The 14,422-nt window shown below is 50.6% G+C and carries 9 protein-coding genes; 8 read left to right on the top strand and 1 reads right to left on the bottom strand.

All coding sequences use genetic code 11. The annotated features are described in order from the left end of the window. Positions 1-34: 34 nt before the first annotated feature. Positions 35-805 (bottom strand): selenium cofactor biosynthesis protein YqeC, encoded by a 771-nt coding sequence (gene yqeC / locus A7Z29_RS05035; protein ID WP_105289875.1) that lies wholly within the window; start codon positions 803-805, stop codon positions 35-37. 104 nt (positions 806-909) lie between these two features. On the opposite strand from yqeC, the gene mocA reads away from it, so the two are divergent. The 8 genes from mocA (at position 910) to ghxQ (ending at position 14,397) form a co-directional block, all read left to right on the top strand. Beyond that, positions 910-1,488: a molybdenum cofactor cytidylyltransferase gene (mocA, locus tag A7Z29_RS05030; protein WP_032226138.1), complete on the top strand. Its 579-nt coding sequence runs from the start codon at positions 910-912 to the stop codon at positions 1,486-1,488. Positions 1,489-1,810: 322 nt separating this feature from the next. Then, entirely contained in the window at positions 1,811-4,909 is a 3,099-nt protein-coding gene (gene ygfK, locus A7Z29_RS05025) for a putative selenate reductase subunit YgfK (protein ID WP_105289874.1), read from the top strand. Between the two features lie 2 nt (positions 4,910-4,911). Further along, positions 4,912-6,240: a putative aminohydrolase SsnA gene (gene ssnA, locus A7Z29_RS05020; RefSeq protein WP_105289873.1), complete on the top strand. Its 1,329-nt coding sequence runs from the start codon at positions 4,912-4,914 to the stop codon at positions 6,238-6,240. Between the two features lie 50 nt (positions 6,241-6,290). Further along, positions 6,291-7,070, top strand: a complete 780-nt coding sequence (ygfM, locus tag A7Z29_RS05015; RefSeq protein ID WP_105289872.1) for a molybdopterin-dependent oxidoreductase FAD-binding subunit — start codon at positions 6,291-6,293, stop codon at positions 7,068-7,070. Continuing rightward, positions 7,067-9,937: a molybdopterin-dependent oxidoreductase Mo/Fe-S-binding subunit gene (locus tag A7Z29_RS05010; RefSeq protein ID WP_016159659.1), complete on the top strand. Its 2,871-nt coding sequence runs from the start codon at positions 7,067-7,069 to the stop codon at positions 9,935-9,937. The genes ygfM and A7Z29_RS05010 overlap by 4 nt, the downstream gene beginning before the upstream one ends. A gap of 332 nt (positions 9,938-10,269) precedes the next feature. Then, a complete protein-coding gene (gene xanQ / locus A7Z29_RS05005) occupies positions 10,270-11,670 on the top strand; it encodes a xanthine/proton symporter XanQ (protein WP_105289871.1) in 1,401 nt (466 codons plus the stop codon). A 17-nt stretch (positions 11,671-11,687) separates the two neighbouring features. Next, positions 11,688-13,004, top strand: coding sequence for a guanine deaminase (guaD, locus tag A7Z29_RS05000; RefSeq protein WP_010347969.1), 1,317 nt, complete (start codon positions 11,688-11,690; stop codon positions 13,002-13,004). 25 nt (positions 13,005-13,029) lie between these two features. Beyond that, entirely contained in the window at positions 13,030-14,397 is a 1,368-nt protein-coding gene (gene ghxQ, locus A7Z29_RS04995; protein WP_000012141.1) for a guanine/hypoxanthine transporter GhxQ, read from the top strand. The last annotated feature ends 25 nt before the right edge of the window (positions 14,398-14,422 follow it).

Below are 14,422 nucleotides of genomic sequence, written 5' to 3'. Positions count from 1 at the left end.
GATATCCTTTCAGTAACCCGGAATGTCCGAGCTGCTAATTCACAAATCTGCGCGCGATTGCAGGATCTTCTTGTATATCGCCCAGCCAGATTGCCTCTACGTCGTGTTGTTGCAGCGGTTTGAGTAGCTCGCTTTGCGCAATCGCATTCTCACATTGAGAAAAACGGTTAATGAACCAGACTCGCCGACAGCCTTGCGGTACGTTTTTAAATGCGCCCTGCGGATGGCGAACCAGCGCAACGAGATCGCTCAGCTGCAATGTTGCATCAGGTGTTAACCCTGTAATCTCAGCGAACTGCGACCAGCGATGGACATTTTCAGCACCAACTTTAGTGCCCAAAATATGCCCTCCCATCACAGCAATCACGCAGCAACTGCTTTTTGGTATGCAAGGTTCGTGCTCATTCGGCGCTTTTAACGGCATTCCACGCGAGCCATCTGCCTCAATGAGAATTACGTCACATTCTGGTCGTTGCGCCAGTACATCAATGGTATCTGGCGTAAATCCCTGCGCTTTTCCCTGTTTCGCTTTGAAGCGGTGAAAACAAAATGCAATGGGGGATGTGAGAGACGCATGAGGAAGCATGGCGGGATCGCGACAGAAAACCACGGGCCAGTGAGACGTTGGTATAAACATATGTGTCGTCGTCGTGATTAACACGCGCCTGCCACTAGACTGAAGTAACTCTGCCAGCCAAAAAAGCAGACTGGTTTTCCCCCCTGCACCAACAACAGAAATGACTGCCGGAGCGTTCTGCACGCCTAAATCAATGAATAATGCTGATGGGTCAATTATACTTTTCACGAGTCTTCATAGACCTCTCTGGGATAAATTAGCCCACAAATTCATTAACCAGGAAGTAACGCAATTTTCAGGCGTTATTAACCGATATAAATAATGGAATCACTATGTCATCTATCGACTGTATAATTACCGCTGCTGGATTATCATCAAGAATGGGACAATGGAAAATGATGTTACCCTGGCAACAGGAAACAATTCTTGATGCAAGTATCAAAAACGCGTTGCAGTTTTGTAGTCGAATTATTTTAGTTACGGGTTTTCGCGCTAATGAACTGCATCATCGCTACGAGAACACTGGCAATATTACTCTTATTTATAATCCAGATTATGAGCAGGGCTTACTGACCTCGGTGAAGGCTGCGGCTCCCGAAGTGCAAACTGAACATTGCTTTATTACTCATGGTGACATGCCAAGTCTTAATGCCAATATATTTAATAAAATCTGGAAGTTACGCAACAACGGTGCAATTCTCCCACTCCACAATGGTATCCCTGGTCATCCCATTTTAATCTCAAAATCGAGTCTGATGCAGGCTATCCAACGTCCCAACGTGACCAATATGCGTCAGGCATTGCAAATGGGTGAACATTATTCCGTCGAAATAGAAGATGAAGAAATAATTTTAGATATTGATACCCCCGAGGACTTTATTAATGCGCAAAAGTGGCATACTGAATTTTAGAAAATCAGGTTAAACGATTGCGTTCAAATATTCATTCCGCTCAGTACCCTTTTATCATAATGATAAGGAGCCACTGATTTTGAGAAATGAGAAAAAATGATAAAACCCCTGACAATAATAACTCTCAGTAGTGATTTTAATTCTCATTTAGCACCTGTGAGATCATTCACAAAAAACCATTAAGTTTCGAGGCGCCTCACATTTTTTTATATTTCCGAGCCAACCTGGCAATAGTGGTGCGATTGTTGCTCTGTCTCCTTAAACCACCGGATTTATCAATACCGGTCACTCAATGATATCTGTATAAGCTAAGGAGAGGGTTATGGGGGATATTATGCGTCCCATTCCGTTTGAGGAACTTTTGACGCGCATATTTGATGAATACCAACAACAACGCTCAATCTTTGGTATTCCTGAGCAACAGTTTTACTCACCCGTAAAAGGTAAAACTGTTAGCGTCTTCGGTGAAACCTGTGCCACCCCCGTCGGCCCTGCCGCTGGTCCGCACACGCAACTCGCGCAAAACATCGTCACTTCCTGGCTGACTGGCGGACGCTTTATCGAACTAAAAACCGTCCAAATTCTTGACCGCCTGGAGCTGGAAAAGCCCTGTATCGATGCCGAAGACGAATGCTTTAACACCGAATGGTCAACCGAATTTACCCTGCTTAAAGCCTGGGATGAATACCTCAAAGCCTGGTTTGCCCTGCATCTTCTCGAAGCCATGTTCCAGCCTTCTGATTCTGGTAAATCGTTTATCTTTAATATGAGCGTCGGTTACAACCTCGAAGGCATTAAGCAGCCGCCGATGCAGCAGTTCATCGACAATATGATGGACGCATCTGACCATCCGAAATTCGCTCAATACCGCGATACGCTGAATAAACTCCTCCACGATGACGCATTTTTAGCCCGCCACGGATTGCAGGAAAAACGTGAAAGCTTGCAGGCCTTAGCAGCCCGTATCCCCACCAGCATGGTACAAGGCGTTACCCTCTCCACCATGCACGGCTGCCCTCCGCATGAAATCGAAGCCATTTGCCGCTACATGCTGGAAGAAAAAGAGCTGAACACCTTTGTGAAACTCAACCCGACCTTACTGGGGTACGCGCGTGTTCGTGAGATTCTTGATGGATGTGGATTCGATTACATCGGCTTAAAAGAAGAGTCATTTGATCACGACCTCAAGCTAACGCAGGCGCTGGAAATGCTGGAACGCCTGATGGCGCTGGCAAAAGAAAAATCACTCGGCTTTGGCGTCAAACTGACTAACACTCTCGGCACCATCAATAACAAAGGCGCACTGCCTGGTGAAGAGATGTATATGTCCGGCCGTGCACTGTTCCCGCTCTCTATCAATGTCGCGGCAGTTCTGTCCCGTGCCTTTGACGGCAAACTGCCAATTTCTTATTCCGGTGGTGCCAGCCAGCTGACTATCCGCGATATTTTCGATACTGGCATTCGCCCTATCACCATGGCAACCGACTTACTGAAACCCGGCGGCTATTTGCGTTTAAGTGCCTGTATGCGCGAGCTGGAAGGCTCCGACGCCTGGGGACTTGACCACGTTGACGTGGAACGACTGAGCAAGCTGGCCGCAGATGCGCTGACCATGGAGTACACCCAGAAACACTGGAAGCCAGAAGAGCGTATAGAAGTGGCAGAAGACCTGCCGCTGACCGACTGCTACGTTGCACCCTGTGTCACTGCCTGCGCCATCAAACAGGATATTCCGGAATACATTCGTCTGCTTGGCGAACATCGCTATGCCGACGCGCTGGAACTCATCTACCAACGTAATGCCCTGCCCGCCATTACTGGTCACATTTGCGATCACCAGTGCCAGTACAACTGTACCCGCCTGGATTACGACAGTGCGCTGAATATCCGCGAACTGAAAAAAGTCGCGCTGGAAAAAGGCTGGGATGAATATAAGCAACGCTGGCACAAACCAGCGGGTTCCGGTTCTCGCCATCCGGTTGCCGTCATTGGCGCAGGTCCGGCGGGTCTGGCAGCAGGCTACTTCCTTGCCAGAGCGGGCCATCCGGTGACACTATTTGAACGCGAAGCTAACGCCGGCGGCGTGGTGAAAAATATCATTCCACAGTTCCGTATTCCTGCTGAGTTGATTCAGCACGATATCGATTTTGTTGCCGACCACGGCGTGAAATTTGAGTATGGCTGTTCACCGGATCTGACCGTCGAACAGTTAAAAAATCAGGGCTTCCACTATGTTCTGATTGCCACCGGCACCGATAAAAACAGCGGTGTGAAGCTGGCGGGCAACAACCAGAATGTCTGGAAATCGCTCCCCTTCCTGCGCGAGTACAACAAAGGCGCAGTGCTCAACTTGGGTAAACATGTGGTGATTGTCGGTGCGGGTAACACCGCAATGGACTGCGCCCGTGCGGCGTTACGCGTTCCGGGCGTTGAAAAAGCGACTGTCGTTTACCGTCGTTCACTACAAGAGATGCCAGCATGGCGCGAAGAGTATGAAGAAGCACGACACGATGGCGTAGAGTTCCGTTTCCTGAACAATCCGGAACGTTTCGATGCGGATGGCACCTTAACGTTGCGCGTCATGTCGCTTGGCGAACCTGATGAGAAAGGTCGCCGCCGTCCGGTTGAAACCAGCGAAACAGTAACGCTGCACGTAGACAGCCTGATCACCGCCATTGGCGAACAGCAGGATACCGAAGCCCTGAACGCAATGGGCGTGCCACTGGACAAAAACGGCTGGCCTGATGTCGACCATAACGGCGAAACTCGTCTGACTGACGTCTTTATGATTGGTGACGTACAGTGCGGTCCGTCCTCTATTGTCGCGGCTGTCGGAACGGCTCGACGAGCCACCGATGCCATCCTTAGTCGAGAAAATATCCGCTCCCACCAGAGCGATAAATACTGGAACAACGTCAACCCGGCGGAAATCTACCAACGTAAAGGCGATATCTCTGTCACCCTGGTGAACAGTGACGATCGTGACGCGTTTGTCGCCCAGGAAGCCGCTCGCTGCCTTGAATGTAACTACGTTTGCAGCAAGTGTGTGGATGTCTGCCCGAACCGCGCCAACGTCTCAATTGCCGTCCCTGGCTTCCAGAACCGTTTCCAGACGCTGCACCTCGACGCTTACTGTAACGAATGCGGCAACTGCGCTCAGTTCTGCCCGTGGAACGGTAAACCGTACAAAGACAAAATCACCGTCTTTAGTCTGTCGCAAGACTTTGATAACAGCAGCAACCCAGGCTTCCTGGTGGAAGATGATCGTGTGCGTGTACGTCTGAATAACCAAAGCTGGGTGCTGAATATCAATAGCGAAGGTCAGTTCGACAACGTACCGCCAGAGCTGAACGATATGTGCCGCATCATTAGCCATGTCCACCAGCATCATCATTATCTGCTGAGCCGCGTGGAGGTGTAATCATGTTGATTCTGAAGAATGTCACCGCAATACAGTTACACCCGGCAAAAGTGCAGGAAGGCGTCGATATCGCCATCGAAAATGATGTGATTGTCGCGATCGGCGATGCTCTGACGCAGCGTTATCCTGACGCCAGCTACAAAGAGATGCATGGCCGGATTGTGATGCCTGGGATTGTCTGCTCACACAACCATTTTTACTCGGGACTTTCGCGCGGAATTATGGCGAACATCGCTCCCTGCCCGGATTTCATCTCAACGCTGAAAAATCTTTGGTGGCGGCTCGATCGTGCCCTTGATGAAGAGTCGCTCTATTACAGCGGGCTGATTTGTTCACTCGAAGCAATCAAGAGCGGATGCACGTCGGTTATCGATCACCATGCGTCCCCGGCTTATATCGGCGGGTCGCTCTCGACGCTGCGCAACGCATTTTTAAAAGTTGGCCTGCGTGCGATGACCTGTTTTGAAACCACTGACCGTAACAACGGCATCACAGAGTTACAGGAAGGTGTAGAAGAAAACATCCGTTTCGCCCGTCAGATTGACGACGCAAAGAAAGTAGCTACCGAGCCATATCTGGTGGAAGCGCATATTGGTGCTCACGCGCCGTTTACCGTGCCGGATGCCGGTCTGGAAATGCTGCGCGAAGCCGTAAAAGCCACCGGACGTGGTTTACACATTCACGCTGCTGAAGACCTTTACGACGTTTCTCACAGTCACCACTGGTACGGCAAAGATCTGCTGGCACGACTGGCGCAATTCGATCTTATCGACAGCAAAACGCTGGTCGCCCACGGCCTGTATCTGTCGAAAGAGGATATCGCCCTGCTTAATCAGCATGACGCGTTCCTGGTACATAACGCCCGCTCCAACATGAATAACCATGTTGGTTACAACCATCATCTTAGCGATATCCGCAATCTGGCACTGGGAACCGACGGTATCGGTTCAGACATGTTTGAAGAGATGAAATTCGCCTTCTTTAAACATCGTGACGCTGGTGGTTCGCTGTGGCCTGACAGTTTTGCCAAAGCCCTGACTAACGGCAACGAACTAATGAGTCGCAACTTTGGTGCGAAATTCGGCCTGCTGGAAGCAGGTTATAAAGCCGATTTAACCATTTGCGATTACACCTCGCCAACGCCGTTGCTGGCGGACAATATCGCCGGTCATATCGCTTTCGGCATGGGTTCAGGCAGCGTTCACAGCGTGATGGTCAACGGTGTGATGGTCTATGAAGACCGTCAGTTTAACTTCGATTGCGATTCCATTTATGCGCAAGCCAGAAAAGCCGCCGCCGGTATGTGGCGTCGGATGGATGCGCTGGCATAAATGACAGATACCCTCTTCCTTCAAGGAAGAGGGTTAAATAAGGAAAGAAGATGATTGAACAATTTTTCAGACCCGACTCTGTCGAACAGGCGCTGGAACTGAAGCGCCGCTACCAGGATGAAGCCGTCTGGTTCGCCGGGGGCAGCAAACTCAACGCTACACCAACCCGTACCGATAAAAAGATTGCCATTTCCTTACAGGATCTGGAACTGGACTGGGTTGACTGGGATAACGGTGCACTGCGGATTGGCGCAATGTCTCGCTTGCAGCCACTGCGTGATGCGCGATTTATTCCTGCAGCACTGCGTGAAGCCCTCGGTTTTGTTTACTCACGCCATGTTCGTAATCAGTCGACCATTGGTGGTGAAATCGCCGCCCAACAGGAAGAGTCCGTACTGCTTCCGGTGCTGCTGGCACTGGATGCTGAACTGGTTTTTGGCAACGGCGAAACGCTGTCAATTGAGGACTACCTGTCCTGCCCATGTGATCGTCTGCTGACAGAAATCATCATTAAAGATCCGTATCGCACCTGCGCGACTCGCAAAATTAGCCGTTCCCAGGCTGGGTTAACGGTGGTGACTGCGGCCGTTGCATTAACCGACCACGACGGTATGCGAATTGCGCTGGATGGCGTCGCCAGTAAAGCACTGCGTTTGCACGATGTCGAAAAACAAAATCTGGAAGGTAATGCACTGGAACAGGCCGTCGCCAACGCCATTTTCCCGCAGGAAGATTTGCGGGGCAGCGTGGCCTATAAACGCTATATCACGGGAGTTCTGGTAGCCGACCTGTATGCCGACTGCCAACAGGCTGGGGAGGAAGCCGTATGATTATCCACTTTACTTTAAATGGCGCGCCCCAGGCGCTAACCGTTAATCCTGGCGAAAACGTGCAAAAGCTGTTGTTTAACATGGGAATGCACTCTGTACGCAACAGTGATGATGGTTTCGGTTTTGCCGGTTCTGACGCAATTATCTTTAACGGTAATATCGTCAACGCATCCCTGCTTATTGCCGCACAGTTAGAAAAAGCAGACATTCGTACCGCAGAATCGCTGGGCAAATGGAACGAGTTAAGTCTGGTTCAACAGGCAATGGTTGATGTCGGTGTTGTACAGTCCGGTTATAACGATCCGGCTGCGGCGCTGATTATCACCGATCTTCTCGATCGCATCGCTGCACCTACCCGCGAAGAGATCGACGACGCGCTTTCTGGTCTGTTCAGCCGCGATGCAGGCTGGCAGCAATACTACCAGGTCGTTGAACTGGCGGTTGCACGTAAAAATAACCCACAGGCCACGATTGATATCGCCCCGACTTTCCGCGACGACCTTGAAGTCATTGGTAAGCACTATCCTAAAACTGATGCAGCGAAAATGGTGCAGGCGAAACCCTGCTATGTTGAAGACCGCGTAACGGCTGACGCCTGCGTCATTAAAATGTTACGTAGCCCACACGCTCACGCACTGATTACCCATCTGGATGTCAGCAAAGCCGAGGCTTTACCGGGCGTTGTTCACGTTATTACTCACCTGAATTGCCCGGACATCTACTACACACCTGGTGGTCAGAGCGCGCCGGAACCGTCACCACTTGACCGCCGCATGTTCGGCAAGAAAATGCGTCATGTCGGCGATCGTGTTGCTGCGGTCGTTGCTGAAAGTGAAGAAATTGCGCTCGAAGCACTGAAGCTCATCGACGTTGAATATGAAGTGCTTAAACCGGTAATGTCGATCGACGAAGCAATGGCGGAAGATGCACCTGTCGTGCACGATGAACCGGTGGTGTATGTCGCTGGTGCGCCAGATACTCTGGAAGATGACAACAGTCATGCAGCCCAGCGCGGCGAGCATATGATCATTAACTTCCCTATCGGTTCTCGCCCACGCAAAAATATCGCCGCCAGTATTCATGGTCATATTGGCGATATGGATAAAGGCTTCGCCGATGCCGATGTGATCATTGAGCGAACCTATAACTCAACTCAGGCGCAGCAATGCCCGACTGAAACACATATCTGCTTTACCCGCATGGATGGCGATCGGCTGGTTATTCACGCCTCCACTCAAGTACCGTGGCACTTACGCCGCCAGGTTGCGCGCCTTGTAGGTATGAAACAACATAAAGTTCATGTCATTAAAGAACGCGTAGGCGGCGGTTTTGGTTCCAAACAGGACATCCTGCTGGAAGAAGTGTGCGCCTGGGCAACCTGCGTGACCGGGCGTCCGGTGCTGTTCCGCTACACCCGTGAAGAAGAGTTTATTGCCAACACTTCTCGTCACGTCGCGAAAGTCACCGTCAAACTGGGGGCGAAAAAAGATGGTCGCCTGACGGCAGTGAAGATGGATTTCCGCGCCAACACAGGTCCTTACGGCAACCATTCACTCACCGTACCGTGTAACGGACCGGCGCTGTCGCTGCCGTTATATCCGTGCGATAACGTCGATTTCCAGGTCACCACCTACTACAGCAACATTTGTCCAAATGGTGCTTATCAGGGTTATGGCGCACCGAAAGGTAACTTCGCGATCACCATGGCATTAGCGGAACTGGCTGAACAGTTACAGATCGACCAACTGGAAATTATCGAACGTAACCGGGTACACGAAGGGCAAGAGCTGAAAATTCTCGGTGCAATCGGTGAAGGTAAAGCGCCGACCTCCGTTCCTTCCGCTGCCAGCTGCGCGCTGGAAGAGATCCTGCGTCAGGGTCGCGAGATGATCCAATGGTCTTCACCGAAACCGCAAAATGGTGACTGGCGCATCGGTCGTGGCGTTGCCATTATCATGCAGAAATCGGGTATCCCGGATATCGATCAGGCTAACTGCATGATCAAACTGGAATCTGATGGCACCTTTATCGTTCACTCCGGTGGTGCGGATATCGGAACCGGCCTGGATACTGTGGTGACCAAACTGGCGGCAGAAGTGCTGCACTGCCCGCCGCAGGACGTGCATGTTATCTCCGGTGACACCGACCATGCGCTGTTTGATAAAGGCGCGTATGCCTCGTCCGGTACTTGTTTCTCAGGCAACGCGGCGCGTATGGCTGCGGAAAATCTGCGGGAGAAAATCCTGTTCCACGGTGCACAAATGTTGGGTGAGCCACTGGAAGATGTTCAACTGGCAACGCCGGGCGTCGTGCGCGGTAAGAAAGGCGAAGTGAGTTTCGGGGATATTGCCCATAAAGGCGAAACCGGTACTGGCTTTGGTTCGCTGGTGGGAACAGCCAGTTATATCACGCCTGATTTCGCCTTCCCGTATGGTGCAAACTTTGCTGAAGTTGCCGTCAACACGCGTACCGGTGAAATCCGCCTGGACAAATTCTACGCCCTGCTGGATTGCGGTACGCCGGTCAATCCGGAGTTAGCGTTGGGACAAATCTACGGCGCCACCCTGCGTGCTATCGGGCACAGTATGAGCGAAGAAATCATTTATGACGCCGAAGGTCACCCGTTAACCCGCGATTTACGCAGTTACGGCGCACCGAAAATTGGCGACATCCCACGTGATTTCCGTGCCGTACTGGTGCCGAGCGACGATAAAGTCGGCCCGTTCGGGGCGAAGTCCATCTCGGAAATTGGCGTAAATGGCGCAGCACCAGCAATAGCTACTGCAATTCACGATGCCTGCGGCATCTGGTTACGCGAATGGCATTTCACTCCGGAGAAAATACTCACCGCGCTGGAAAAAATATAAGTAATAAATGGCCGCTTCGGCGGCCTGGATTGCTGACAAATGCGAAATTGCCTGATGCGCTGCGCTTATCAGGCCTACATGTCGACTGCAATATATTGAGTTAGCATGATTTGGTAGGCGGATAAGGCGTTCACGCCGCATCCGGCATGAACAAAGCGCGATTTATCAACAATCTGTTACCGCTTCGGCGGCCTGTTTCTCTGTTTGAACGATGACTAAATAGTAACTGCGAAAATGAGATAAGCCGTTCTCAAGGCGTCCTGCGCCCCAAATTCGTGGGTATTTATTTTACTGATTCAGATGATCAAATTTACTTTAAAAGGAGTGAAGGGATGTCTGATATAAACCATGCAGGTTCCGACCTTATATTTGAACTGGAGGATCGCCCTCCCTTTCATCAGGCTATTGTTGGCGCAATTACCCATCTGTTGGCAATTTTCGTTCCGATGGTGACTCCCGCATTAATTGTGGGTGCGGCCTTACAACTTTCCGCAGAAACGACCGCCTATCTGGTTTCAATGGCAATGATCGCCTCCGGTATTGGAACATGGTTACAGGTAAACCGTTATGGCATCGTAGGTTCCGGTTTACTCTCCATTCAGTCAGTCAATTTTTCATTTGTTACCGTCATGATTGCGCTGGGCAGCAGCATGAAAAGCGACGGTTTCCACGAAGAATTAATCATGTCGTCGCTGCTTGGCGTTTCCTTCGTTGGCGCATTTCTGGTTGTCGGTTCTTCTTTTATCCTGCCTTATCTACGTCGGGTTATCACCCCCACCGTCAGCGGCATTGTGGTGCTGATGATCGGCTTAAGCCTGATTAAAGTCGGCATTATCGATTTTGGCGGTGGATTTGCAGCCAAAAGCAGCGGTACGTTCGGCAATTACGAACATCTCGGCGTTGGTTTATTGGTTTTGATTGTGGTGATCGGCTTTAACTGCTGCCGTAGTCCGTTGCTACGCATGGGCGGGATCGCCATTGGGCTTTGCGTCGGCTATATCGCGTCGTTATGCCTTGGCATGGTGGATTTCAGCAGTATGCGCAACCTGCCGTTAATCACTATCCCACATCCGTTCAAATACGGGTTTAGTTTCAGCTTCCATCAGTTCCTGGTGGTCGGCACGATTTATCTACTTAGCGTGCTGGAGGCAGTAGGCGATATCACCGCCACGGCAATGGTTTCCCGCCGTCCTATTCAGGGAGACGAATATCAGTCTCGGCTGAAAGGTGGCGTGCTGGCAGATGGTCTGGTCTCTGTTATCGCCTCCGCAGTCGGTTCATTACCATTAACCACCTTTGCGCAAAATAACGGTGTTATTCAGATGACCGGCGTCGCCTCACGTTATATCGGGCGAACCATCGCGGTTATGTTGATTATCCTCGGGTTATTTCCGATGATCGGCGGCTTCTTCACCACTATCCCCTCGGCAGTTCTGGGGGGGGCAATGACGTTAATGTTTTCCATGATTGCCATTGCCGGTATCCGCATCATTATCACCAATGGCTTAAAACGCCGTGAAACACTTATCGTCGCCACCTCATTAGGTTTAGGTCTTGGTGTTTCCTACGATCCCGAAATTTTTAAAATATTGCCTGCCTCTATTTATGTATTAGTTGAAAACCCTATTTGTGCAGGCGGGTTAACTGCGATTTTATTAAATATTATTCTCCCTGGTGGCTACCGACAGGAAAACGTTCTGCCTGGTATTACCTCAGCGGAAGAGATGGATTAAAAGTAAAGGAGTCAATGATGTCAGGAGAACACACGTTAAAAGCAGTACGAGGCAGTTTTATTGATGTCACCCGTACAGTCGATAACCCGGAAGAAATCGCCTCTGCACTGCGTTTTATTGAGGATGGTTTACTACTCATTAAACAAGGGAAAGTGGAATGGTTTGGCAAATGGGAAGACGGAAAGCATCAAATTCCTGACACTATTCGCGTCCGTGATTATCGCGGCAAACTGATAGTTCCGGGCTTTGTCGATACACATATCCATTATCCGCAAAGTGAAATGGTCGGTGCCTACGGTGAGCAGTTGCTGGAATGGTTGAATAAACACACATTCCCCACAGAGCGTCGTTATGAGGATTTAGAATACGCCCGCGAAATGTCGGCGTTTTTCATCAAGCAGTTATTGCGCAACGGCACAACTACGGCGCTGGTGTTTGGGACTGTTCATCCGCAATCCGTTGATGCGCTGTTTGAAGCCGCCAGTCATATCAATATGCGTATGATTGCCGGCAAGGTGATGATGGATCGCAATGCGCCGGATTATCTGCTTGATACCGCAGAAAGCAGTTATCACCAAAGCAAAGAACTGATCGAACGCTGGCACAAAAATGGACGTCTGTTGTACGCCATTACACCGCGCTTCGCACCGACTTCATCTCCCGAACAGATGGCAATGGCGCAACGCCTGAAAGAAGAGTTTCCCGATACGTGGATACATACCCATCTGTGTGAAAACAAAGATGAAATTGCCTGGGTGAAAGAACTTTATCCTGAACATGATGGTTATCTGGATGTTTATCACCAGTATGGCCTGACCGGTAAAAACTGCGTCTTTGCTCACTGCGTCCATCTGGAAGAAAAAGAGTGGGATCGTCTCAGCGAAACTAAATCCAGCATCGCGTTTTGTCCAACCTCCAACCTTTATCTCGGTAGCGGCTTATTCAACTTGAAAAAAGCATGGAATAAGAAAGTCAAAGTCGGCATGGGGACTGACATTGGTGCCGGAACCACCTTCAACATGCTGCAAACACTGAACGAAGCCTACAAAGTGTTGCAGTTACAGGGCTATCGTCTCTCAGCATATGAAGCGTTTTACCTTGCCACGCTCGGTGGCGCGAAATCTCTGGGACTTGACGATCTGATCGGCAATTTTATACCAGGCAAAGAGGCTGATTTCGTGGTGATGGAGCCTACCGCCACGCCACTGCAGCAATTGCGCTATGACAACTCTGTTTCTTTAGTCGACAAATTGTTCGTGATGATGACGTTGGGCGATGACCGTTCTATCTATCGCACCTACGTTGATGGTCGTCTGGTGTACGAACGTAACTAATAATAAACCTCGTGAGGACATCATTATGTCTGGAGACATCCTACAAACACCGGACGCACCAAAGCCACAGGGCGCGCTGGATAATTATTTTAAAATTACCGCCAGAGGCAGCAGCGTTCGCCAGGAGGTACTGGCGGGTCTGACTACATTCCTCGCTATGGTTTACTCCGTTATCGTAGTGCCGGGAATGCTGGGTAAAGCAGGTTTTCCTCCCGCAGCGGTCTTCGTTGCCACCTGTCTGGTCGCAGGCTTCGGCTCTCTGCTGATGGGGTTATGGGCTAACCTGCCAATGGCGATTGGTTGCGCCATTTCCTTGACAGCATTTACCGCATTCAGTCTGGTACTCGGGCAACAAATTAGCGTTCCGGTAGCACTAGGGGCGGTCTTTCTGATGGGTCTGATATTTACCGCTATCTCCGTAACTGGCGTGCGAACCTGGATCTTACGCAATTTACCAATGGGTATTGCGCACGGTACAGGTATCGGTATTGGTCTGTTCCTGCTACTGATTGCCGCTAACGGCGTTGGTATGGTTATCAAAAACCCGATTGAAGGCTTACCCGTCGCGCTTGGTGCGTTTACCTCTTTCCCGGTGCTGATGAGCTTGCTGGGATTAGCAGTGATTTTCGGCCTGGAGAAGTGCCGCGTACCTGGTGGGATCTTGCTGGTGATTATCGCCATCTCGATCATCGGCTTAATCTTTGATCCGGCAGTCAAATATCATGGTCTGGTAGCAATGCCAAGTCTGACTGGCGAAGATGGTAAGTCTCTGATTTTCAGCCTGGATATTATGGGCGCACTTCAACCAACTGTACTTCCGAGTGTACTGGCATTAGTGATGACCGCAGTGTTCGACGCCACCGGCACCATCCGTGCAGTAGCCGGACAGGCGAATCTGCTGGATAAAGACAACCAGATCATCAACGGCGGTAAAGCCCTGACCAGTGACTCGGTTAGTTCAATATTCTCCGGTTTAGTGGGTGCAGCACCTGCGGCGGTATATATCGAATCAGCAGCCGGAACTGCCGCCGGGGGCAAAACCGGTTTAACCGCAACGGTAGTTGGCGCGTTATTCCTGCTGATTCTGTTCTTATCTCCGCTGTCGTTTCTGATCCCTGGTTATGCCACTGCCCCTGCACTGATGTACGTGGGTTTGCTGATGTTAAGTAACGTCTCGAAGCTCGACTTCAATGACTTTATTGATGCGATGGCAGGCCTGGTATGTGCGGTTTTCATCGTTCTGACCTGTAATATCGTCACCGGTATTATGCTGGGCTTTGTGACACTGGTCGTAGGCCGCGTCTTTGCACGCGAATGGCAAAAGCTGAATATTGGTACAGTTATCATTACCGCCGCACTGGTCGCGTTTTACGCAGGTGGCTGGGCAATCTAATAGACTCTCCGCGCCTTTCAGCGCG

Origin of the sequence: Escherichia sp. MOD1-EC6842 (genome assembly GCF_002965705.1) — a bacterium.
Classification (GTDB): domain Bacteria; phylum Pseudomonadota; class Gammaproteobacteria; order Enterobacterales; family Enterobacteriaceae; genus Escherichia; species Escherichia ruysiae.
Note: the sequence above shows the minus strand (reverse complement) of the source record. Positions and strands in the feature narration are given on the sequence as shown.

Excerpts from the sequence above, each read along its gene's own strand:
- mocA (WP_032226138.1), top strand. The coding sequence starts at position 910 with ATGTCATCTATCGACTGTATAATTACCGCTGCTGGATTATCATCAAGA.
- ygfK (WP_105289874.1), top strand. The coding sequence starts at position 1,811 with ATGGGGGATATTATGCGTCCCATTCCGTTTGAGGAACTTTTGACGCGC.
- ssnA (WP_105289873.1), top strand. The coding sequence starts at position 4,912 with ATGTTGATTCTGAAGAATGTCACCGCAATACAGTTACACCCGGCAAAA.
- ygfM (WP_105289872.1), top strand. The coding sequence starts at position 6,291 with ATGATTGAACAATTTTTCAGACCCGACTCTGTCGAACAGGCGCTGGAA.
- A7Z29_RS05010 (WP_016159659.1), top strand. The coding sequence starts at position 7,067 with ATGATTATCCACTTTACTTTAAATGGCGCGCCCCAGGCGCTAACCGTT.
- xanQ (WP_105289871.1), top strand. The coding sequence starts at position 10,270 with ATGTCTGATATAAACCATGCAGGTTCCGACCTTATATTTGAACTGGAG.
- guaD (WP_010347969.1), top strand. The coding sequence starts at position 11,688 with ATGTCAGGAGAACACACGTTAAAAGCAGTACGAGGCAGTTTTATTGAT.
- ghxQ (WP_000012141.1), top strand. The coding sequence starts at position 13,030 with ATGTCTGGAGACATCCTACAAACACCGGACGCACCAAAGCCACAGGGC.